This window comes from Flavobacterium luteum, from assembly GCF_008806775.1.
GTDB lineage: Bacteria > Bacteroidota > Bacteroidia > Flavobacteriales > Flavobacteriaceae > Flavobacterium > Flavobacterium luteum.
The window spans coordinates 112,393-134,000 of sequence record NZ_WAEM01000006.1 but is presented as its reverse complement, the minus strand read 5'-3'; the positions used below and the strand labels follow the sequence as shown (position 1 = coordinate 134,000).

The window sequence follows — 21,608 nt, the reverse complement described above, 5'->3', positions numbered from 1 at the left end:
TAGATTTTTTCAAAACCTAAAAAACCTGAAATTGTCTAACTTTTTAAGAAGTCTAATAATCTAACAATTTAAAATGTCTAAATTACTATTAATCATAAAAAGAGAATTTATTGCCAAGGTTCGCAATAAGTCATTTATTGTAATGACTTTTTTAAGCCCGTTACTGTTTGTAGCAATCGGTATTTTTGTGGGTTATTTAAGCACCATGAAAGCTGATTTGAAAACCATCGCCATTCACGATCCTACTGGAAAATTTGTGAAAGAGTTTAAAAACGACGAAGAATATAGGTATCTAGATTTGTCAGTTTTAGACGTTAAAATGTTAAAAGACAGCATCTTGAATGATAGCTACGAAGGTCTTTTAGTCATTCCTAATGACACTAATACCGTTTCTTTGCAAAAAAATATTCAATACATATCCAATGATAGCCCTAGTGTAATGTTTATTGAAGGAATAGAGCAAACTATAGCCAAAAAGTTAACCGCAGAAAATTTTCAAAGAGAAGGTTTAGACACTTTGAAAATTAATCAGGCTAAAGCCGATGTTACTATAAAACTGAACAAATCCTCTGGCGAAACTGCTCTCAAAGGATTAAACGAAATCAAAATCGGCATAGGTGGTGCATTTGGATATCTCATCATGATGTTTATTATTATTTATGGAAATATGGTAATGCGAAGTGTTATTGAGGAAAAAACATCTCGTATCATTGAAGTTATTATTTCATCTGTAAAACCATTTCAATTGATGATGGGAAAAATCATCGGCACTTCATTAGCAGGAATTTCGCAGTTTTTAATATGGGCTATTCTTGGAATGTCGGCTATGTTTATCATTTCTGCTGTTTTTGGAATTCAGGTGGGAGCAACTTCTGGGGCTCAAACTCAGGAGGCATTGAGAACAGCACAGGGTGCAATGGGTAGCGATATTCAAATGTATGTTAAAGAGTTATGGAATCTTCCAATTGCTACCATCTTAATTTCATTCATTATTTATTTCATTGGAGGTTACTTTTTATACAGTTCATTCTACGCCTCTATTGGAGCAGCGGTTGATAATGAAACCGATTCGCAACAATTTCTATTGCCTATCATTATGCCTTTAATCTTGGGGGTTTACATCGGATTTTTTACCGTAATGAATGATCCTCACGGAACTATTGCAACAGTATTTTCCATGATTCCATTAACATCTCCAATTGTTATGATGATGAGAATACCGTTTGGTGTACCTTTGTGGCAAATAGTCATTTCTGTACTGCTGCTTTTTGCAACCTTCTTTTTTGTTGTATGGTTTGCCTCAAAAATATACAGAATAGGGATATTGATGTATGGCAAAAAACCAACATGGAAAGAATTGTATAGATGGCTAAAATATTAATTTACAGTAACAAAGGTTTAAAATGGCTAAGATTAAAGCTTTGTACCTTATACCTTTGCAACTTAGAATCTCAAAAATATGAGTAAGATATTAATCATAGAAGACGAAGCTGCTATCCGAAGGGTATTAACTAAAATACTTTCTGAAGAAAGCGATACGTATATTGTTGAAGATGCAGAAGATGGAATTCAAGGTTTAGAAAAAATTAAAAACAACGATTACGACCTCGTTTTGTGCGATATAAAAATGCCAAAAATGGACGGAGTAGAGTTGCTCGAAGCCGTAAAAAAAATCAAACCTGAGATTCCAATGGTGATGATTTCTGGTCATGGTGATATGGAAACGGCTATTCAAACGATGCGTCTTGGGGCTTTTGACTATATTTCGAAACCGCCAGATTTGAATCGGTTATTGAATACAGTTCGTAATGCTTTAGACAAAAAACAATTGGTTGTAGAGAACAAAATTCTCAAGAAAAAAGTCAGTAAAAATTACGAAATGATTGGCGAAAGCGAAGCTATCAATCACATTAAAGTAATGATTGAAAAAGTAGCTAAAACCGAAGCTAGAGTTTTAATTACGGGACCAAACGGAACAGGAAAAGAGCTTGTTGCCCATCAATTGCATGAAAAGAGTGAAAGAGCGAATCATCCGTTAATAGAGGTAAATTGTGCAGCAATTCCATCTGAACTAATTGAAAGCGAATTATTCGGACATGTTAAAGGTGCTTTTACATCTGCAGTTAGAGATCGAGCAGGAAAATTTGAAGCGGCAGATAAAGGTACAATCTTTCTAGATGAAATTGGTGATATGAGCTTATCGGCTCAGGCCAAAGTGTTGCGAGCTTTACAAGAAAGTATGATTACTCGGGTAGGAGCAGATAAAGATATCAAAGTAGATGTTCGAGTAGTTGCTGCAACCAACAAGGATTTGAAAGTTGAAATAGCCGAAGGCCGATTCCGTGAAGATTTGTACCATCGTTTGGCTGTGATTTTAATTAAAGTTCCAGCATTAAATGACAGAAGAGACGATATTCCGTTATTGATAGAACATTTCACCGAAAAAATTGCTACAGAACAAGGAATCGTTCCTAAATCATTTTCTAAACAAGCCATTAAATTGTTACAAGAATACGATTGGACAGGAAATATACGAGAATTGCGAAATGTAGTCGAACGATTAATCATTTTGGGTGGTAACGAAATTTCAGAAAATGATGTTCAACTTTTCGCTAGTAAGTAATTCTTAATTTATAAAATTTAGAATGACAATAAAGAGGAAGATTTTATTTTTTATACTATTGATTGTAATATTGTTTTTTGGGTTTAAAGTATTTCGATTAGTTCAAATAGATAATTGTTTAGATAGAAGTGGAAGTTGGAATTATGAAAAATGTGAATGTGATAATATATAATTTTATTGGTTTTAAATCTAAAATCCTAAATCTAAAATCCTAAATTAGAAAATGAAACTAAAGAAAATAAATTCAAATCTTCAAAAAGCACTTATTGAAACGGGTTTAACAGAAGCCAATGATTTGCAACAAGAAACATTTTCAACTTTAAAAAGTGGAGCCGATTGTATCATTATTTCTCCTAAAGGAAGCGGAAAATCAACTACAATTGTAATCAATGTTATTCAGCAATTAGTTGCCGAAGGAGAAGAATCGCCTCGTGCATTAATCATTGTAGAAGATAAAGCTAAAGTTTTAGAAATGGAAAAGCTTTTTGAAAATTTAGGAAGCGAAACCAATTTGCGTGTCTATGGCGTTCATGACAAAGGCGATATGGAATACGATAAAAATTATATTTCTACTGGAATTGATGTTTTGATTGGAACTCCAAACAAATTGAATGAAATGTTTACCACCGCGGGATATAATGTCAATAGATTAAAGATGTTCATTCTTGATGATGCAGATCCTATTTTGAAACAGCGTCATGAAACTAAAATCATGCGAATTTCTAATAGTATTGTCAAAACGCAACGCATTATTTTTTCGGAGCAACTTACGGAGCGCATAGAAGTTTTGGCCGAAAAAATGTTGGTAGAACCTTTTTTATTCGACATGGAATATGACGATGAAGAAATAGAAGAAGATTAATTTGTAAAAGATATAAAAATGGGATTAATGAAAGTGTTTTCAGGAAGCGAAATTTTAGCGCAAGCCTTACAACAAAAACTGGAATCAATAGGTTTAGAAATAGTGATTAGAAACAACAATCAATCGAATGTTTTGCCTAGTATAGCCAACACAAAAGCAGTTGAATTATTTATTCAAGAAACCGATTTTGGGAAGGCGAACCCAGTTATTGAGGAGTTTAGGATGAGTATATAAGTTAGAATACAATTTTAAGTGGTAAACAGAATGAAATACAAAATGCTAGTGGTAGATATGGACGACACTTTGTTGACTGATGACCATAATATTTCAAATGAGAATAAGGAAATGATTTTAAAAGCACAGGAAATGGGTGTTTATGTAGTTTTAGCATCGGGTAGGCCAACATCAGCAATGATTGAATATGCTAGAGAATTGCAATGTGATATCAATAATTCCTATATTATTTCTTTTAACGGTTCAACGATTACCGACTTAAAAGAGGATAAAATACTTTTTGAACACGCTTTAACTAAAGAACAAATTCATTCCATTTACGATTTCAGTCAGCAAAACAATACGCACATCATCACTTATTTAGATGGCAAAATCATCAGCGAAAGGAATTCAGAATATATTGATATCGAAAGTACAATTACGGGGTTAGAATTGGTTATTGTGCCAAGTTTTAAAGATGCAGTAACCACATCGGCAGTAAAATGCCTTTTATTAGAAGAACCAAGCTTTCTTAAAAGTGTAGAACCTTTGCTAAAAACTGCAATGCCCGATTTGAGTGTTTGCATGTCGAAACCCTTTTTTCTGGAAGCTGCTCCTAACGGAGTTGACAAAGGAGCTGCCATTCAAATTTTGGCTAAAAAACTAAATATTCATCAAAGTGAAATCATTGCTGTAGGAAATGCAGGAAATGATTTGACAATGATACAATATGCAGGATTAGGCGTTTGGGTGGATAATGCTGAAGTTGAATTACTTGAATTTGGAGATGTAATTGTAGCTTCAAATAATAATCACGGTGTTGCTGAAGTGGTGAGGAGATTTATTTTAAATTAATCTATATTTGCACCGTTCTAAAAAATCTAAGCAGTCTAACAATCTAAGAAGTCCAATACTATAAATGATTACAGTTAACGATATCTCCGTTCAATTTGGCGGAACTACTTTATTTAGCGATGTTTCTTTTGCTATCAACGAAAATGATAAAATTGCCTTGATGGGCAAGAATGGTGCAGGAAAATCGACACTTCTTAAAATTATTGCAGGTCAAAGCAAACCATCAACAGGGAATATATCGGCGCCAAAAGAAGCGGTTATTGCTTATTTGCCTCAACATTTATTAACTAAAGACGGTGCGACGGTTGTTGAAGAAGCATCAAAAGCCTTTGGAGAAATCTTTAAAATGAAAGCCGAAATTGACGAAATCAATGAACAATTAACCATTCGTACCGATTATGAAAGTGACGCCTACATGAAATTAATTGAGCGCGTTTCTGATTTGAGTGAGAAATTCTACGCCATTGAAGAAGTAAATTATGAAGCCGAAATAGAAAAAATTCTAATTGGTTTGGGTTTTGTTCGGGAAGATTTTGCGCGTCAAACATCTGAGTTTTCTGGAGGTTGGAGAATGCGAATTGAGTTAGCCAAAATTCTTTTGCAAAAACCCGATTTGATTTTGCTTGATGAGCCAACGAATCATATGGACATTGAAAGTATTCAATGGCTAGAAGATTTCTTGATTAATGCTGCGAAAGCGGTGGTAGTCATTTCGCACGATAGAGCCTTTGTAGATAATATTACCAATCGTACTATTGAAGTGACAATGGGTCGAATTTACGACTATAAAGCCAAATACTCCCACTATCTCGAACTTCGAAAAGACCGTCGCATGCACCAACAAAAAGCATACGACGAGCAACAGCGAATGATTGCTGACAATCAAACTTTTATTGATCGTTTTAAGGGTACTTTTTCTAAGACAGATGCCGTGCAGTCTCGCGTTAAGATGTTAGAAAAACTGGTACTAGTTGAAGTAGACGAAGTAGACACATCGGCATTAAAATTAAAATTCCCACCTGCTGTTCGCTCAGGACAATATCCTGTTGTGGTAAAAGATTTGGAAAAATCTTACGGAGATCATTTGATTTTTAAAGATGCTAATATTGTAATTGAACGTGGTGATAAAGTAGCGTTTGTAGGAAAAAATGGTGAAGGAAAATCGACAATGATTAAAGCCATCATGAAAGAAATTGATATCAATGGTGGAAGTGTTGAGATTGGCCATAACGCACAAATTGGTTATTTTGCTCAAAATCAAGCCTCACTTTTAGACGAAAACGGAACTATTTTCTCGACCATAGATGATATCGCTGTGGGTGATGTGCGTACGAAAATTAAAGACATTTTAGGAGCATTTATGTTTCATGGCGATGATATAACTAAAAAAGTAAAAGTGCTTTCTGGTGGTGAAAAAACGCGTTTAGCAATGATTAAATTATTGCTAGAACCAGTTAATTTATTAATTCTTGATGAACCTTCGAATCACTTGGATATGAAGACTAAAGATATCATCAAAGATGCCTTGCGTGATTTTGATGGAACTCTAATATTAGTTTCTCACGACCGTGATTTTCTTGACGGACTGGCCACTAAAGTTTTCGAATTTGGGAACAAACGTGTTAAAGAGCATTTTGAAGATATAGCAGGTTTCTTAGCACAAAAAAAAATGGAAAGTCTAAGAGAGATTGAGAAGTAGTTATTATTTCTAAATAAAAAACTTTTATTATTCGCTAATGTCAATTTTCAATTTATAGATGCTTGAAACCAATTCCTCGGTGTCAATATCTTCGCATAAAAGAAATTCTATTTGGTTTTTTGATTTTTGATACAAAGTAATTCCTTCAAATTTTTGAGTTTTGCTAATCTTTTTGGTAAAATCAATTTTCATAGTGTTGATGTCTATGCTACCAATGATGCTACCAAGTACATCTCCGTCGTCATAGGTTGAGGTGGTATCTTCAGCTGATGCCAAAAAATATATTTTATCATCTACTAAAATTGCATCAGTAAAACTGGTGGGAACTCCTTTAATTTTTGGTAATTTAAAATTGTTTGAAAGTATAGTATAATCATTGGTTAGGTTTTTCCCCTGAATCGTAAAAACAACATTTTTAGCTTTGCTTCCGTTACCACGATTGAATAAAAACCAACGTTCACCATCATAAATTGCTCCTTCTAGATTAAAATCTTCTGATTTTATTTTGCCAAAATTTTGCATTGCTAGATATAAATCCTTCAGATTAGTAGTGCTTACAACTTGCTTAGTTGTAGCATCAATTTGAATCATTTTGTTCCTGTTTTCGGTAGATCCTGAACCAAAAACATATATTTGGTCTTGAAAACGGGTAATGGCTTCAAAGTCATTTTTGTCTTTTTTAGGCGTATTTTCTAAAGGGTTTTCAACAAGTGGAATTCGTTTTAAATTTTTAGAGTTTATAGTGTATTCGTATAGAAAGCCACTGTTGTCGCCTATCACTAATAATGTATTGTCTTTGTAGATCAGTCCAGATGCCGAACCAATTCCGATGATTTGATACAGTAACTCAAGTGTAAATTTTTCCATAAAAGTATTTTGAAAACCAAAAGCCTAGCCCTGATGGCAGCGGCATCCTTTTTGTTGGCTTGGTTTTGCGAGGAACGAAGCAATCAAGCCAACAAAAAGATATAGCGAACAGCAGGAATATGCTTCAAATAATGATTAAATTTGAAGTGTTAAATATAAAATATTTTTTATGAAATCTATTAATCCTGATGATTTTAAAGTGGTAAATTCCATTCGGCTTTCCGAAATCTCTACCAACTTGCATATTGGTTCTAGTGATGAAGACAAAGAGGAGAAGTTAGACAAAGTGCAACTTAAATTGAGTGCATTGCAAGATGTGATGTATGCTCACAATAAATACGGCGTGCTAATTTGTTTGCAAGGCATGGACACTTCTGGGAAAGATAGTTTGATTCGGGAAGTTTTTAAGGAGTTTAACCCTAGAGGTGTTGTGGTGCATAGTTTTAAAACGCCCAATTCGACAGAATTAGAGCATGATTATTTATGGCGGCATTATTTGGCTTTACCAGAGAAAGGGAAATTTGCAGTTTTTAATAGAACGCATTATGAAAATGTTTTGGTAACACGTGTTCATCCTGAATATATTTTGAATGAAAACTTACCTGGAATACTTTCGGTAGATGATATTAAACCAGAATTCTGGGAAAATCGTTTCGAACAAATTAATAATTTTGAAACCCATTTAGCTCAAAACGGTACTATTGTTTTGAAGTTTTACTTTCACATGAGTAAAGAGGAGCAGCGCAAACGCTTATTGCGTCGTTTAGAAGAAGTAGAGCATCATTGGAAATTTTCGGCAGGAGATTTAAAAGAGCGTGAGCATTGGGAGGAGTATATGAAGCATTATGAAGAAGCAATTAATAGGACTTCAAATGAAAATGCTCCTTGGTATATTGTTCCTGCAGATGATAAAGAAATGGCACGGTATATTGTGGCTAAAATTATTTGGGAAGAAATGCAAAAGCATACCGATATTGTAGAACCTCAATTAGACGAAAAATCTAAAGCAAATTTTGAAATCTATAAAGAACAATTAAAAAAGGAATAAAAAAATGCGCTGAATTTCAGCGCATTTTTTAATTTCAATAAAGTGAAATTTATAATTTGAAACCGTATGCTAAACGAACGGCTAATTGTCCGACACCTTCACCAACTGTTCCGTTACTATTCAATTTTGGAAAGTCGGAGTAATGTTCGTAACGTAAACTGATGTCGATAGATTTTGTTGCATATCCTATACTTGGTGCTAAAATCAAAGACGTTTTATCATAATCATTGGTAACGGCAAATGCAGCTCCAATTTCTCCCATTACATAAAATTGGTCATTCCAAATGAAGGCTTTGAAACCAGCTTTTGCTGGAATAAATCCTAAATCATTGTCTTTTCCACTAACAAATAGATTAGAGAAGCCAGTTGTTAAAGTAAGTGAATATCTTTTTGATAAATCATATTGTAACCTTGCATCTGCACCAAGTGCGAAATCATAAGGGTCTTGAAATACATATCCTGCATTTATTCCTATACCTAATTTGAATCCTTGATCATAGTTTGTTGCTTTTGTATCTTGTGCTTGTAAATTATTTGCAAACAATATAGCAAATACGAATAAGGCTTTGATTTTTTTTGAAATTCTCATAATTGTAAATTTTTAAATTTTGATTTATTATTTTTTTAAACTTTGCAAATGTATATTTATAAATCGCCGAAACGTTACATAATTAATATGGTTTCTTACAGAATTCCAAGTTTTAATCTTTCGGTATAATTATTGCAACCATCAATTCTAATGTCCCGATGAATTGCGATTAATCAACCTGACAAAAAACATTCATGAAAAACTATTTGTTTCAAACGGGTGAGCTTATATATTTACAATAGTATTGATACAATTGTACTCTTTCTACTTACCTTTGCGTCCCGAAACTTCGGACTCAAAAAAAACAAAGTGAATTTATCTCAATACACCAAAGAATTCTCCTATAATTTAAAGTTAGCCTATCCCGTAATTCTAGGAATGTTGGGACACACCATGATAGGAATTGTCGATAATTTTATGGTGGGTAGTTTAGGTTCTACCGAATTAGCGGCAGTATCGTTAGGTAATAGCTTTATTTTTATTGCTATGTCTATAGGAATTGGTTTTTCTACAGCCATTACGCCGCTTACAGCTGAGGCTGATGCTGAAAAAGACGATAAAAAAATTCGAACTACTTTTCATCACGGATTGTTACTATGCATTGTTTTGGGTGTTTCTTTGTTTATTCTCACAGTGCTATCCAAACAAATCATGTACCTTATGCACCAACCCAAAGCAGTTGCTGATTTAGCAGCTCCGTATATCGATTGGGTAGCTTTCTCATTAATTCCAGTAATTATTTTTCAAGGATACAAGCAGTTTGCCGATGGTTTATCTCAAACAAAATATTCGATGTATGCTATATTTATGGCAAATGTGGTTCATATTTTTTTTAATTATGTTTTGATTTATGGTATTTGGATTTTTCCAAAATTAGGTATTTTGGGAGCAGCTTTAGGTACAGTGATTTCAAGAATTATGATGGTGGTTTTTTTACATTTTCTATTGAGAAAAAATTCAAAATTTAAAAGATATTTTAAGAATTTTAGTTTCAAAGAAATTCGTAAGTCTATGCTTAAAAAAATCATCAATTTAGGATTGCCTTCGGCCATGCAAATGTTGTTTGAAGTAGCTTTGTTTACCGTGGCTATATGGCTATCGGGTTCGCTGGGTAAAAATAGTCAAGCAGCAAATCAAATAGCGCTTGTTTTAGCATCGACTACTTTTATGGTAGCAATGGGTTTGAGTGTTACCGCTATGATTCGAGTAAGTTATATTAAAGGGTCACACGACTATAAAGGTCTTATCATTATTGCTAGATCAATATTTTTATTGACAATAATTTTAGAAACGGTATTTGCATTATTTTTTATGATTTCGCACAATTTTTTACCGCATTTATTTTTAAACATGTCTGATGCTTCGCAAGCTATAGACAATGGCGAGATTATAGCTATTGCTTCAAAATTACTGTTAATTGTTGCCATTTTTCAAATTTCTGACGGAATTCAAGTAGTAGTTTTAGGAGCCTTGAGAGGATTACAAGATGTAAAAATTCCTATGTACATTACTTTTGTAGCCTATTGGGTAATAGGATTTCCTATCTCTTTTTATTTAGGTAAGTATACAAATTTACAAGCAATAGGAATATGGGTTGGACTTTTGGCAGGGCTCTCGTCAGCGGCTTTATTTTTGTACATTCGCTTTGCGAGATTGACTAAAAAATTAGTTTTACAAAATCAAAATAAATAATGTGTAACTAAAAATGTTTTCTCTCGTATAATAAGCATACCAATTTAAATATAAAAAAATGATAGTATTTATTATTCTAGGTTTTATTTTAATGATTTTGAGTTTTACCTTAAAAAGCAATGTAAGCAATCCGCTTTCAAAATTTGCAGGAACTCTTAAAGTTGTCGGGTTTTTAATGATCGTTTTGAGCTTGTTTTCGTCGATGTTCAAACAAATAAATGCGGGGAATGTAGGCGTAAAATCACTATATGGTAGCGTACAACCTGACATACTTGAAAGCGGATTGCATATTATAAACCCGCTTTTAGATATTACTAATTTTGATATTCAAACTCAAAATTATACCATGTCAGCCATTCACGCAGAGGGTGCTCAAGAAGGCGATGATGCGATACGTGTACTGTCAAATGACGGATTGGAAGTCGTTATTGATTTGACCGTTTTATACCGAGTAACTCCAAATGATGCGCCTAAAATTTTTAAACAAATTGGAGAGGATTATACTGATAAAATTGTTCGTCCCGTAACTAGAACTCGTATTCGTGACAACGCCGTTTATTATGACGCTGTTGCTTTATATTCCACTAAAAGAGAAGAATTTCAACAACGAATTTTTAAAAGTATTGAAAATGATTTTAAAAGGAGAGGATTGATTTTGGAGCAATTGTTAATTAGAAACATTAATCTTCCGGCATCGGTAAAAACAACTATCGAAAGTAAAATAAATGCGGAGCAAGATGCTCAAAAAATGACTTTTGTATTGCAAAAAGAAAAGCAAGAAGCCGAAAGAAAGCGAGTTGAAGCACAAGGAATTGCTGATTATCAAAGAATTATTTCAACAGGATTAACCGATAAACAATTGCAATACGAACAAATAAAAGCACAGAAAGAAATTGCCACGTCTCCTAATACTAAAATTATTTTTATGGGTAAAGGAAGTGCACCAGTGATTCTTTCTGATAAATAACAAAATAAGGCGAACAGATAAAAGACGAATAGACTTATAAGTAATCATTTGGTCTTTGATCTATCCGTCTATCATCTTAAAAACTAAATAAATGGAATTACCTAAATTTTTACTTGGAGACAATACTGATTTTCCCGAAGATATTTTTATCATTCACTTGGATTATCCTCGATTTATTATCAATCTAAAAGATGATGAAGTCGAGTTTATGGAAGAAGCCGAAGATCTCGATGAAGCCGAATTAAATGCCGAAATGGAAGGATTAATTGTTCTTGCTAATGAATTTTATGATAGAGAAGTTTTACGTTACGAAGAGTAAATTACTTTTTGAAATGTTTTTTTAATAATAGTTGAGCAGCTGCAAAAGGAGAAATTTCATCAGTTGTAACTGCTTTTTTAGTTGAATCTAATAGTTTTTGAATTTCTGGATCATTATAAAAATTTAATTTTAACTGCTCATTAATGGTTTCCATCATCCAAAATAAGTTTTGCACCTTGCGTTTTTCAAAGAAATAGTTATTTTCTTTAGTTACTTCTAAGAATTTTAAAATGGTCTTCCAAACTTCTTCAATTCCTTCTTTTGTAATAGCACTACAAGTAGAAACTGTAGGTATCCAACCCGATTTTTTTGCAGGAAAAAGATGTAATGCTCTGTTGAATTCTGTTTTGGCTAAGTTTGCTTTTTTGATATTATCGCCATCTGCTTTGTTGATGACAATAGCATCAGCCATTTCCATTATCCCGCGTTTGATGCCTTGCAATTCATCACCAGCACCAGAAATTTTCAAAAGCAAAAAGAAATCTACCATACTGTGAACCGCCGTTTCGCTTTGACCTACACCAACAGTTTCTATAATAATGGTGTCAAATCCTGCCGCTTCACAAAGTGTAATGGTTTCACGAGTTTTTCGGGCAACTCCACCAAGAGTTTCTCCAGAAGCAGAAGGTCGTATATAGGCGTTTTTATCTTTTACCAATTCCTCCATTCGGGTTTTATCACCCAAAATACTTCCGTGGCTAATCGTACTACTTGGATCTACAGCAAGAACGGCTACTTTTTTACCTAAACCGGTTAAATATTTTCCAAAAGCTTCTATAAAAGTGCTTTTTCCAACACCAGGAACACCCGTAATTCCTATTCGTACCGATTTGTTAGCATAAGGTAAACAAGCATTTATGACTTCATTCGCTTTCTCTACATGAGTTGCATTTGTACTTTCTATCAAAGTAATCGCCCGACTCAAAGCGGTAACATTTCCATTCAATATGCCATCAACCAACTCTTTTGAAGTAGGTTGAACTTTTCTAAATTGCTGAATCTCATTCACAACACTGGAACTAATACTTTCAGGTGGTGGAATTCCAGCTTTTTCGAGAAGTGCGCTTGTATGTACTTTTTTATTTGCCAAAAGTTTTTTTTAAAAGTAAATATAATGAAATCAAAAACAGTATTATTTAAATCTTAATAGAATATTGTTATAAAATTTTGTTCTTGACCAAACATTTTAAAGAGTATTTTTGTCATTCGATTTTAAACCATGGAAAACATCATCCTTATCTTTTTCTGTTTGCTTCTTGGAATTATATTGCAAAGAGCAAAAGATTTCCCTGTTAATAGTTATAAAACTCTTAATCAATTTATTATCTACGTGGCATTGCCCGCATTGGTACTATTTTATATTCCTAAAATTAAAATTAATTCGACCTTATTATTTCCTCTTGGTATTGCTTGGATAGGTTTTATACTCTCCTTTGTTTTCTTTTATTTCATCGGAAAAAGATTGGGTTGGTCTAATAAACTCATAGGTTGTTTGATACTAATTGCTGGACTTGGAAATACGTCTTTCGTTGGTTTTCCTATTATTCAGGCTTTATATGGCGATGAAGGTCTGAAAACGGCTATTATTATTGATCAGCCTGGAACCTTTGTGGTTTTGACTACTTTCGGAATTATAACCGCTACTTTTTTTTCGAGGGGGAAATCAAGTTTTAGATTAATTATTTCAAAAATGTTACTTTTTCCACCATTTATTGCTACGGTTTTTGCTTGTATATTGAATCTGTTAAAAGTTGATTTTCCAATAGAATTGCAATCTGTTTTTCAAAAGTTAGGAAGCACGATTACACCAATTGCTTTGGTTGCTGTAGGCTTGCAATTGACAATTGATAGAAGGAGTAAGCATTGGGGATTTTTAGCATTGGGATTATTTTTTAAGTTAATGATTACACCCGCTTTTTTTTATCTTTTCTATAAAATTATTCTTCATGGCAAAGGGTTAGTAATAGATGTTTCAATTATGGAATCAGCCATGGCTCCCATGATTACAGGAACTATTTTAGCTGCAAATTACGGATTAAAACCAAAATTAAGTACGATGATGATTGGTATTGGAATTCCTTTTTCATTTGTTACGTTGGCATTTTGGTATTGGATTTTGACTACTTTTTAGTATTTCTTACAATTTGGGATACTCTCTAAAAAACACTAATTTTACGATTTTAAAGCAACACAAATGAATATTGAAATATCTCCTGAAATTCACAATAAACTTGTTCAAATTGTAGGAAGTTCTTATGTCTTTTTAGATCAGGAAACTCGAAATCACTATGGTCATGATGAAACTGAAGATTATGTTTTTCCGCCTCATGTGGTAGTAAAACCTGCGAATGCTTTCGAGATTTCTGAAATTATGAAATTGGCTAACGAATATAAAATTCCAGTTACACCAATCGGAGGTCGAACAGGTTTGAGTGGTGGTGCTTTGAGTATTCATAAAGGTATAGGATTATCTACAGAACGATTGAATAAAATTCTAGAAATAGACGAACGCAATCTTCAGGTAACTACAGAGCCAGCAGTAATTACTCAAGTTTTAAGAGAAGCTGTTGCCGAAAAAAATCTTTTTTATCCACCCGACCCAAGCAGTCAAGGCAGTTGTTGGATTGGAGGTAACGTTGCAGAAAATGCTGGTGGTGCACGAGCTGTAAAATATGGGGTTACCAAAGATTATGTGCTAAATTTAGAAGTGGTACTGCCTAGTGGTGAAATCATTTGGACTGGTGCTAATACTTTAAAGAATTCTACGGGTTACAATCTTACGCAGTTAATGGTGGGAAGCGAAGGAACACTTGGGATCATCACAAAAATTGTAATGAAATTGTTGCCAAAAAATTCGAATAATGTGCTCATGTTAGTTCCTTTTTATAAAGCTAATGAAGCTTGCGAAGCGGTTTCAGCGATTTTTAGAGCAGGAATTATTCCTAGTGCTTTAGAGTTTATGGAGCGTGACGCCATTGATTGGACTTTGCAATTTGTAGAAGGATTGAACGTGCAAGTTCCTGATGCAATTCAAGCGCATTTATTAATAGAAGTCGATGGGAATTATCCTGACATTTTATTTCAGGAAGCTGAAAAAATAATGAATGTTGTAGAGCAATTTCAAATTGATGAAGTGCTTTTTGCAGATACTGAAGATCAAAAGAATGCACTTTGGAAAATGCGTCGTAGTGTTGCCGAAGCGGTAAAAGCAAATTCGATTTACAAAGAAGAAGATACGGTTGTACCAAGGTACGAATTGCCAAAATTGCTAACAGGAATTAAACAAATCGGAAATAAATACGGATTTAAATCCGTTTGTTATGGTCATGCTGGTGATGGAAACCTTCATGTAAATATTATTAAAGGTGACATGACGGATGAAAATTGGAATACCGAAGTAACTAAAGGAATTCGTGAAATTTTTGAATTGACTGTATCTTTAAAAGGTACTTTATCAGGGGAACACGGTATTGGCTTTGTTCAGAAAAATTACATGGATATTGCTTTTAGTAAAGTGCAATTGCAATTGATGAAAGGAATAAAATCTATTTTTGACCCTAATGGAATTTTAAATCCAGGGAAGATTTTTCCAGATAGTTAAAAAAGAGATCTACTCTTAATAGTTCAAAAATTAAGGAACCTAAGTTCGTAGTCAAACCAAAAAAAGCGCCAACTTGGCGCTTTTTTTAATCTCTTTTAGGAGCATTTTTCTTTTCTCTTTTTTCTTCTTTCTTTTCTTTAGCCGTTTTAAGGGGCTCTTTTTTTACGGTTTTCTTTGCGTCTTGACTCTTAGCCATGATATTTGTTTTAAAGTTAGTTTTTAGAATCTATTGAAGTAAAGATAATTATTATTTTTTTGGTTCTTATTAAAATCCTAATTCTTTTTTTGTGTTTTCAATGAAAAGGGTTTTAAAAATTTCTCTCTGCGATGAATCATCAAAGTTAAAGAACTTCCATTCCTTGCTTGTTGTTTCGTCAGCAATAGCAACCAATTTTGAGATTCGTTTTACATTAATGCTATTGCGCTTAGGTTCAAAAAAAACCTCTTTAGTAGAGCTGTTTTCTGTTAACCAATTTGCTTTGTTTATTGCAGCATCACTGTCGAGTTTGTTTTCAAAAAAATAGCGGATAGGATTTTTATAGGTAATGACGCAAAATGTTTTGCCTTCAATTTTTTTTATTTCTGAATACTGAAAAACAGGCGTTACTAATTCTAATCGCATTCTAAATTCTTCATTCTGATAATCAGAATCGAGTTTGTTGAGCATGGCATTTTTGCCGCCAAGGGTTTCAACAATTTTTGGATAGGTTAGGTTTACGATGGTGTCAAAATCCATAGTATAATTTGCATCGTAGATTTTTTTGGTAGCTACTCTTAGTTTTTCTATAGTTTGAGAAAAAGAGGTAAAACTACAAAGTAGCAATAGCAAAATTAATTTTGTTTTCATGATTTTTGATTTATTCAAAAATAAAAAAATCCTCAACTGCTTTCGCAATTGAGGATGTCTTTTAGTTTAATATTTAGAATTAGTCATTTACAATAATCCATTCGCCAGAATGCAACATGCTTTCTGCTTTTTTGTATTTCATCGTATCCGTTTTACCACTCATAACATGTTTAATTGTTACCGTGTCGTTTCTGTTGATTTTTGGCATTTCTCTAACGATAGTTTCCGTAACCTGGCGTTGTTGGGTTTGCCCAGCTTCACGATTTTGTTCTGCTAGCGTATCGCTATTTGGCACTTCGTCTTTACTGGTTTTATAATTTTCTTTTACCTTAACTTGTTTTGCTTCTTGAATAGCCGGCGCATTTTGTGCTGGTAAATCGCCCTTAAATAAAAAGGAAATTACTTCTTTATTTACGCCATTTAGCATAGAACTGAATAATTTGAATGCTTCAAATTTATAAATAAGCAAAGGGTCTTTTTGTTCATGAACCGCTAATTGAACCGATTGTTTCAATTCGTCCATTTTACGCAAGTGTTTTTTCCAAGCTTCATCTACAATGGCTAAGGTGATGTTTTTTTCAAAATCGGCAATCAATTGTTTTCCGTTGGTTTCATAAGCCTTTTTCAAGTCAGTTACTACATTCAATGATTTGATTCCGTCGGTAAAAGGAACTACAATACGTTCGAACTGATTGCTTTTGTCTTCGTAAACATTTTTTATAATTGGAAAAGCTTCTCTAGCGCTTCTCTCTGTTTTTTCGGTGTAAAATTCTAAAGCTACTTTGTACACTTTACCAGTCAATTCCATTTCAGATAGTTTTTCAAATTCACTTTCTGAAACAGGTGACGTAATGGAGAAATAGCGAATCAATTCAAATTCAAAATTTTTGAAATCTTTCGCTTGTTTGTTTGCCTCAACAATAACTTCGCAGGTATCATACATCATGTTGGCAATATCTACTTTTAGACGTTCTCCGTGCAAAGCATGACGACGGCGTTTATAAACCACTTCACGTTGTGCATTCATTACATCATCATATTCTAACAAACGTTTACGTGTTCCGAAGTTATTCTCTTCTACTTTTTTCTGAGCACGCTCTATCGATTTGGTCATCATCGAATGTTGAATCACTTCGCCTTCTTTCAATCCCATTCTATCCATTACTTTAGCGACTCTTTCTGATCCAAAAAGTCGCATCAGGTTGTCTTCTAGTGAAACATAAAATTGTGAACTTCCTACATCACCTTGACGACCAGCACGACCACGCAACTGTCTGTCTACACGACGGGAATCATGACGCTCAGTACCTACAATGGCCAGTCCGCCTGCTGCTTTTACTTCTGCCGATAATTTAATATCCGTTCCACGACCCGCCATATTGGTGGCAATGGTTACGACTCCAGCTTTTCCAGCTTCTTCTACAATTTGTGCTTCTTGTTTGTGCATTTTAGCATTCAATACATTATGCTGAACACCACGCATTTTTAACATTCGGCTTAGTAATTCAGAGATTTCTACCGAAGTTGTTCCAATTAAAACAGGACGACCAGCATTGGATAATTCGCTTACATCTTCAATAACTGCATTGAATTTTTCACGAGTCGTTTTATAAATAAAATCTTCTTTATCGGCTCTTGCCATAGGGCGATTGGTAGGGATTTCTACCACATCTAATTTGTATATTTCCCAAAGTTCACCAGCTTCTGTTACCGCAGTTCCAGTCATACCTGCTAGTTTGCTATACATCCTGAAATAATTCTGTAAAGTTACGGTTGCAAAAGTTTGTGTTGCTGCTTCAATTTTTACGTTTTCTTTGGCTTCAATGGCTTGGTGTAATCCGTCAGAATAACGACGACCATCCATAATACGCCCCGTTTGTTCATCGACAATTAAAATTTTATTGTCCATGATTACATACTCTACATCTTTTTCAAAAAGGGTGTAGGCTTTAAGCAATTGCGTTAAAGTATGGATACGTTCGCTTTTGATAGAGAAATCTTGAAACAATTTTTCTTTTTCTTCGGCTTCCTCATCTTTGCTCAACGCTAATTTTTCTATTCTGGCAATTTCGGTTCCAATGTCTGGTAAAATAAAGAAATTTCCACCAGTATCGTTTGAAAGGAATTTAATTCCGTTATCAGACAATTCAACTTGATTGTTTTTCTCTTCAATCACAAAATATAAGGCTTCGTCAACAATATGCATGTCGCGATTGTTGTCTTGCATGTATTGATTTTCTGTTTTTTGAAGCAACTGTTTGATGCCTTCTTCACTCAAAAATTTAATTAAAGCTTTGTTTTTAGGTAAAGCTCTGTAGGCTCTCAATAAATTAAAACCACCATCTTTAGTATTTCCTTCTTTAACCAAACGTTTGGCTTCAGTCAAAAATCCGTTGGCCAATTGTCTTTGAAGGCTTACTAAATTTTCGATTTTTGGTTTCAATTCATTAAATTCGTGGCGATCTCCTTGAGGAACAGGCCCAGAAATAATTAATGGTGTTCTCGCATCATCAATCAAAACCGAATCGACTTCATCAACAATAGCAAAATTGTGCTTTCTCTGCACCAAATCTTCTGGTGAGTGCGCCATATTATCTCTTAAATAATCAAAGCCAAATTCGTTATTGGTACCGTAAGTAATATCAGCTTCGTAGGCTTTTCTTCTTTCATCTGAATTGGGCTGGTGATTGTCGATACAGTCAACTGTCATCCCGTGAAATTCAAATAATGGTGCTTTCCAAGTACTATCACGTTTTGCTAAATAGTCGTTTACGGTTACTAAATGTACTCCGTTTCCGGTTAGAGCGTTTAGGTATAATGGTAATGTTGCTACTAAAGTTTTTCCTTCACCAGTTTGCATTTCAGCTACTTTTCCTTCGTGCAATACCATACCGCCAATTAATTGAACGTCATAATGCACCATGTCCCACGTGATTTGTTTCCCAGCAGCATTCCATGAATTTGCCCAAACAGCGGTATCGCCAACGATGTTGATATACGATTTTGTTGCAGAAAGTTCTCTGTCTTTTGCAGTTGCTGTAACAACAAGTTGCGTGTTTTCTTTGAATCGTTTTGCTGTTTCTTTAATAACGGCAAAAGCTTCTGGAAGAATTTCGCTTAATGTTTTTTCTGAAATATCATAGGCTTCTTTTTCGAGTGCGTCTATAGCGGCGTAAATATCTTCTCTTTTATCTATATCTTCGATAAGTTCAACTTCAGTTTTTAAGGCATTTATTTTAGCATCTTTTTCAGTACGAGCTAACTTAATTTTTTCTTTAAACTCAATTGTTTTTGCTCGCAATTCATCGTTAGATAAATTCCCTAAGATACTTTCGAGTGCTTTAATTTTATTGACATTTCCTTGTAAAGCTTTTACATCTTTTTGAGATTTATCTCCTACAAAAACTTTTATGATACTATTTATGAAACTCATGATGGTTGTATAATTTCTTAATTGATAAGGTGTGCAAATTTAAACAAAAAAAAAGCCTCAACTGAGACTTTTATTGGTTTTAATATTTTTTTAATATTCATCCTCATTCCAAAGGTAGTCTTCGTCTGTTGGATAATCCGGCCAAATTTCTTCCATCGATTCATATATCTCGCCTTCGTCTTCTATAGATTGAAGGTTTTCCACTACTTCTAGTGGTGCTCCAGCTCTAATTGCGTAGTCAATAAGCTCATCTTTGTTAGCCGGCCAAGGCGCATCGCTCAAATAGGATGCTAATTCTAATGTCCAATACATCTTGCTTTGATTTTAATTTAATGCAAAAATAATTTTTTTACTGAAAAAGTCAAGTAAAATTTGATTTATTTTAATAATAAAGTTAAGAACGTGTTTTTATTAAGGATTTAGGGTTTTTAATTTAAGATTTTTGTAATACAAAAACTATAAAAATACTATTTCCTCGGGATCCATTTTACTTCATCTGCTTTCAAATCAAGAGACAACTTTCGTGCCAGTACAAAAAGATAGTCAGAAAGACGGTTAAGATACTTAATTGCGTTTCCTGCAACGGGTTCGTTGTGGTCTAAATGTACCGCTAAGCGTTCTGCTCTTCGGCAAACACATCGAGCAATATGACAATATGACACCGTTGTATGTCCGCCAGGTAAAACAAAATGAGTCATTGGCGGAAGTGCTTCTTCCATAGCATCGATTTCGTTTTCTAAAAGTTCGATATCGGTTTCTATAATTCCAAGATTTTTAAGACGCAATTCTCCGTTTTTTAAAACTTCTTTTTCAGGTGGAGTTGCCAAAATTGCACCTACAGTAAAAAGGCGATCCTGAATTTCTATAAGAATATCTTTATAATGAGCATTCATTTCCTGATCTCGAATTAATCCTATATGCGAATTTAGTTCATCTACTGTACCGTAACTTTCGATTCGAATATGATCTTTGGGCACTCTTGTTCCACCAAATAATGCTGTGGTGCCTGTATCTCCTGTTTTTGTATATACTTTCATTCTATTAATTTTTGATTTGAGATTTTTGATTTAGGAATTATCTTGAAGTAATATAAAATCAAAATCATTTAGTGGTATCGCTTTCTATTAAACCGTCTCGTAAACGAATGACTCTATTAGCATAAGCGGCAATTTCTTCTTCGTGTGTAACTACAATAATGGTGTTTCCTAGTTTGTGAATATCGTCAAATAATTTCATAATTTCGTTTGATGTTTTACTGTCTAAATTACCGGTAGGTTCATCAGCCAAAATTATCGAAGGTTTATTTACTAATGCTCTGGCAATAGCTACACGTTGGCGTTGTCCTCCAGAAAGCTGGTTGGGTTGATGATCCATTCTATCAGCTAAATTAACTTGTTCAAGAACTTCTTTAGCTCGTATATTTCTTTCTGATTTTGAGTAACCCGCATAAATCATTGGTAATGCCACATTGTTTAATGCGTTAGTTCTAGGCATTAAATTAAAAGTTTGAAAAACGAAACCTATTTCTTTGTTCCGAATTTCTGCCAATTCATCATCATGCATTTGGCTTACATCTTTATTATTTAAAATATAGCTTCCTGAAGTTGCGGTATCTAAACATCCCAAAATATTCATCAAAGTTGATTTTCCAGAACCTGATGGTCCCATTAGTGCTACATATTCTCCTTTATTTATTTCTAAATCAATTCCTTTAAGTACATAAACGATTTCATTTCCGAGTTTAAAATCACGTTTAATATTGGTTATTTTTATTAATGGTTTTGCCATTTTTGCTTTTCTATTTTTGGTTTTAAAGATACGAAATGTTATTTGCTTTTTAAGTAAGTAGTTTTTTAGTCAATTGTGTTACAAAAATTTTTCTTAAGAATTTTTACAAGAATAAAATATATAAGTACTTTGAATTCAAGGATTTATTTTGTAACTTAGGGATAGTTTTTTTAATTTAAGTAGTTGTTTTAAACTGAGTTTTAAT

At 33.6% G+C, this 21,608-nt stretch carries 20 protein-coding genes; 12 read left to right on the top strand and 8 right to left on the bottom strand.

What is annotated here, in order from left to right; all coding sequences use genetic code 11:
• The first annotated feature begins 73 nt into the window (after positions 1 to 73).
• From F6464_RS11455 to F6464_RS11430, 6 genes are all read left to right on the top strand, one after another.
• A complete protein-coding gene (locus F6464_RS11455) occupies positions 74 to 1,381 on the top strand; it encodes an ABC transporter permease (protein WP_151107976.1) in 1,308 nt (435 codons plus the stop codon).
• Positions 1,382 to 1,459: 78 nt separating this feature from the next.
• The gene (locus F6464_RS11450) at positions 1,460 to 2,623 is read left to right on the top strand and encodes a sigma-54-dependent transcriptional regulator (RefSeq protein WP_151107975.1); all 1,164 of its coding nucleotides are present in this window, start codon (positions 1,460 to 1,462) and stop codon (positions 2,621 to 2,623) included.
• Positions 2,624 to 2,846: 223 nt separating this feature from the next.
• Positions 2,847 to 3,485 carry a DEAD/DEAH box helicase gene (locus F6464_RS11445; RefSeq protein ID WP_151107974.1) on the top strand — a complete coding sequence of 213 codons (639 nt, stop codon included), beginning with the start codon at positions 2,847 to 2,849 and terminating at the stop codon, positions 3,483 to 3,485.
• Positions 3,486 to 3,503: 18 nt separating this feature from the next.
• Entirely contained in the window at positions 3,504 to 3,719 is a 216-nt protein-coding gene (locus F6464_RS11440) for a putative signal transducing protein (RefSeq protein ID WP_151107973.1), read from the top strand.
• A gap of 30 nt (positions 3,720 to 3,749) precedes the next feature.
• Entirely contained in the window at positions 3,750 to 4,553 is an 804-nt protein-coding gene (locus F6464_RS11435) for a Cof-type HAD-IIB family hydrolase (protein WP_151107971.1), read from the top strand.
• 64 nt (positions 4,554 to 4,617) lie between these two features.
• Positions 4,618 to 6,252: an ABC-F family ATP-binding cassette domain-containing protein gene (locus F6464_RS11430; RefSeq protein ID WP_151107970.1), complete on the top strand. Its 1,635-nt coding sequence runs from the start codon at positions 4,618 to 4,620 to the stop codon at positions 6,250 to 6,252.
• Between the two features lie 27 nt (positions 6,253 to 6,279).
• Here the strand turns inward: F6464_RS11430 and F6464_RS11425 are convergent, their stop codons facing one another.
• A complete protein-coding gene (locus tag F6464_RS11425; protein WP_151107969.1) occupies positions 6,280 to 7,119 on the bottom strand; it encodes a DUF6929 family protein in 840 nt (279 codons plus the stop codon).
• Between the two features lie 169 nt (positions 7,120 to 7,288).
• Between F6464_RS11425 and F6464_RS11420 the strand changes: the two genes are divergently transcribed.
• On the top strand, positions 7,289 to 8,167 hold the full coding sequence (locus tag F6464_RS11420; protein WP_151107967.1) for a PPK2 family polyphosphate kinase: 879 nt from the start codon (positions 7,289 to 7,291) through the stop codon (positions 8,165 to 8,167).
• A gap of 49 nt (positions 8,168 to 8,216) precedes the next feature.
• Here the strand turns inward: F6464_RS11420 and F6464_RS11415 are convergent, their stop codons facing one another.
• Positions 8,217 to 8,756: a hypothetical protein gene (locus F6464_RS11415; protein ID WP_151107965.1), complete on the bottom strand. Its 540-nt coding sequence runs from the start codon at positions 8,754 to 8,756 to the stop codon at positions 8,217 to 8,219.
• A 309-nt stretch (positions 8,757 to 9,065) separates the two neighbouring features.
• Between F6464_RS11415 and F6464_RS11410 the strand changes: the two genes are divergently transcribed.
• The 3 genes from F6464_RS11410 to F6464_RS11400 all read left to right on the top strand — a co-directional run bounded on the left by F6464_RS11410 (position 9,066) and on the right by F6464_RS11400 (position 11,734).
• A complete protein-coding gene (locus tag F6464_RS11410; protein ID WP_151107963.1) occupies positions 9,066 to 10,448 on the top strand; it encodes an MATE family efflux transporter in 1,383 nt (460 codons plus the stop codon).
• Positions 10,449 to 10,506: 58 nt separating this feature from the next.
• Positions 10,507 to 11,415 carry a prohibitin family protein gene (locus F6464_RS11405; RefSeq protein ID WP_151107961.1) on the top strand — a complete coding sequence of 303 codons (909 nt, stop codon included), beginning with the start codon at positions 10,507 to 10,509 and terminating at the stop codon, positions 11,413 to 11,415.
• Between the two features lie 91 nt (positions 11,416 to 11,506).
• Positions 11,507 to 11,734 (top strand): hypothetical protein, encoded by a 228-nt coding sequence (locus tag F6464_RS11400; RefSeq protein ID WP_151107959.1) that lies wholly within the window; start codon positions 11,507 to 11,509, stop codon positions 11,732 to 11,734.
• Position 11,735: 1 nt separating this feature from the next.
• Here the strand turns inward: F6464_RS11400 and meaB are convergent, their stop codons facing one another.
• Entirely contained in the window at positions 11,736 to 12,824 is a 1,089-nt protein-coding gene (meaB, locus tag F6464_RS11395) for a methylmalonyl Co-A mutase-associated GTPase MeaB (protein WP_151107957.1), read from the bottom strand.
• Positions 12,825 to 12,953: 129 nt separating this feature from the next.
• On the opposite strand from meaB, the gene F6464_RS11390 reads away from it, so the two are divergent.
• Together F6464_RS11390 and F6464_RS11385 are read left to right on the top strand one after the other, a co-directional pair.
• Complete coding sequence (locus F6464_RS11390; RefSeq protein ID WP_151107955.1) at positions 12,954 to 13,865, top strand: AEC family transporter; 912 nt, start codon at positions 12,954 to 12,956, stop codon at positions 13,863 to 13,865.
• Between the two features lie 63 nt (positions 13,866 to 13,928).
• Positions 13,929 to 15,335: an FAD-binding oxidoreductase gene (locus F6464_RS11385; protein WP_191963377.1), complete on the top strand. Its 1,407-nt coding sequence runs from the start codon at positions 13,929 to 13,931 to the stop codon at positions 15,333 to 15,335.
• 265 nt (positions 15,336 to 15,600) lie between these two features.
• Here the strand turns inward: F6464_RS11385 and F6464_RS11375 are convergent, their stop codons facing one another.
• From F6464_RS11375 to F6464_RS11355, 5 genes are all read right to left on the bottom strand, one after another.
• A complete protein-coding gene (locus tag F6464_RS11375) occupies positions 15,601 to 16,182 on the bottom strand; it encodes a hypothetical protein (RefSeq protein WP_151107954.1) in 582 nt (193 codons plus the stop codon).
• A gap of 79 nt (positions 16,183 to 16,261) precedes the next feature.
• Positions 16,262 to 19,615, bottom strand: a complete 3,354-nt coding sequence (gene secA, locus F6464_RS11370; protein WP_151107952.1) for a preprotein translocase subunit SecA — start codon at positions 19,613 to 19,615, stop codon at positions 16,262 to 16,264.
• 90 nt (positions 19,616 to 19,705) lie between these two features.
• A complete protein-coding gene (locus tag F6464_RS11365; RefSeq protein ID WP_007138072.1) occupies positions 19,706 to 19,927 on the bottom strand; it encodes a DUF2795 domain-containing protein in 222 nt (73 codons plus the stop codon).
• Positions 19,928 to 20,082: 155 nt separating this feature from the next.
• A complete protein-coding gene (locus F6464_RS11360; protein WP_151107950.1) occupies positions 20,083 to 20,652 on the bottom strand; it encodes a cob(I)yrinic acid a,c-diamide adenosyltransferase in 570 nt (189 codons plus the stop codon).
• Positions 20,653 to 20,716: 64 nt separating this feature from the next.
• A complete protein-coding gene (locus tag F6464_RS11355; protein WP_151107949.1) occupies positions 20,717 to 21,403 on the bottom strand; it encodes an ABC transporter ATP-binding protein in 687 nt (228 codons plus the stop codon).
• Positions 21,404 to 21,608: the final 205 nt, after the last annotated feature.